Annotated in this window: 1 protein-coding gene; it reads right to left on the bottom strand. The window is 58.8% G+C overall.

Annotation, left to right across the window (positions count from 1 at the left end; genetic code table 11):
- A partial coding sequence (locus tag H5P30_RS22820; protein WP_185692380.1) for a transposase occupies positions 1-707 on the bottom strand: 707 nt, incomplete at its 3' end.
- Positions 708-713 lie beyond the last annotated feature (6 nt).

A 713-nucleotide genomic window follows, 5' to 3' on the forward strand; every position in this document is an offset into this window, starting at 1 on the left:
GCGAGTACACGTACAGCGTGGAAGCGATCGGCCACAATGCGGGCCTTGGGGAACCAACGGCGCACGAGCTTTCGGTAACTCTGGGAGAGGTCGATACAAACAACCTCGACCTTTTCCCGTCCGGGCAGGGAAGCCAGGAAGCCAGAGAGCTCCTTTTCGCTGCGACCGGGCCTGACCTCGAAGACCCGATTGTTGCCGAGGTCGCAGAAGGTGGTGCAAAAGCGGTTCTTTTTGCCCAGGGTATGCTCGTCGATTCCGAGCATCCGGGGGCAATCCCGGTTGGAACGTTTGCGCACCTCCAGCTCGGTGTGCTGGTGATAAATCCGTTCGACCGTAGCCTGCCCGATTCGCTCCCTCTTGGCCAAAGTGCTCGCGCAGATCCCGTCTTCGTGGCGCTGGTGGACTTCCTTGCGAAAGAGCTCCGAGCTCTGGCGATAAGGACGGATGCCCGGAAGCGTGGGAAGGAAACTCCGCTTGCACCTCCAGCACCAGAAACGGCGGGTGTGCACCAACAAAAAAGTTGAACGAACATAACCACTTCGATGACGCACCTTCCGAAGATAACGGCCCTTACTGCGCGGCCCCGGGGCCGCGCAGTAAGGGCATCTCTCAGGCTCCCTCTCCAGAACCGCCTCCAACTCGTCCAAATCCGATTTGCATCGCTGCGAGATCACTTCGTAGCCTGCTATTCCTGTTAGGTTATTCATTGGGGA

This window comes from Puniceicoccus vermicola, assembly GCF_014230055.1.
Classification (GTDB): domain Bacteria; phylum Verrucomicrobiota; class Verrucomicrobiia; order Opitutales; family Puniceicoccaceae; genus Puniceicoccus; species Puniceicoccus vermicola.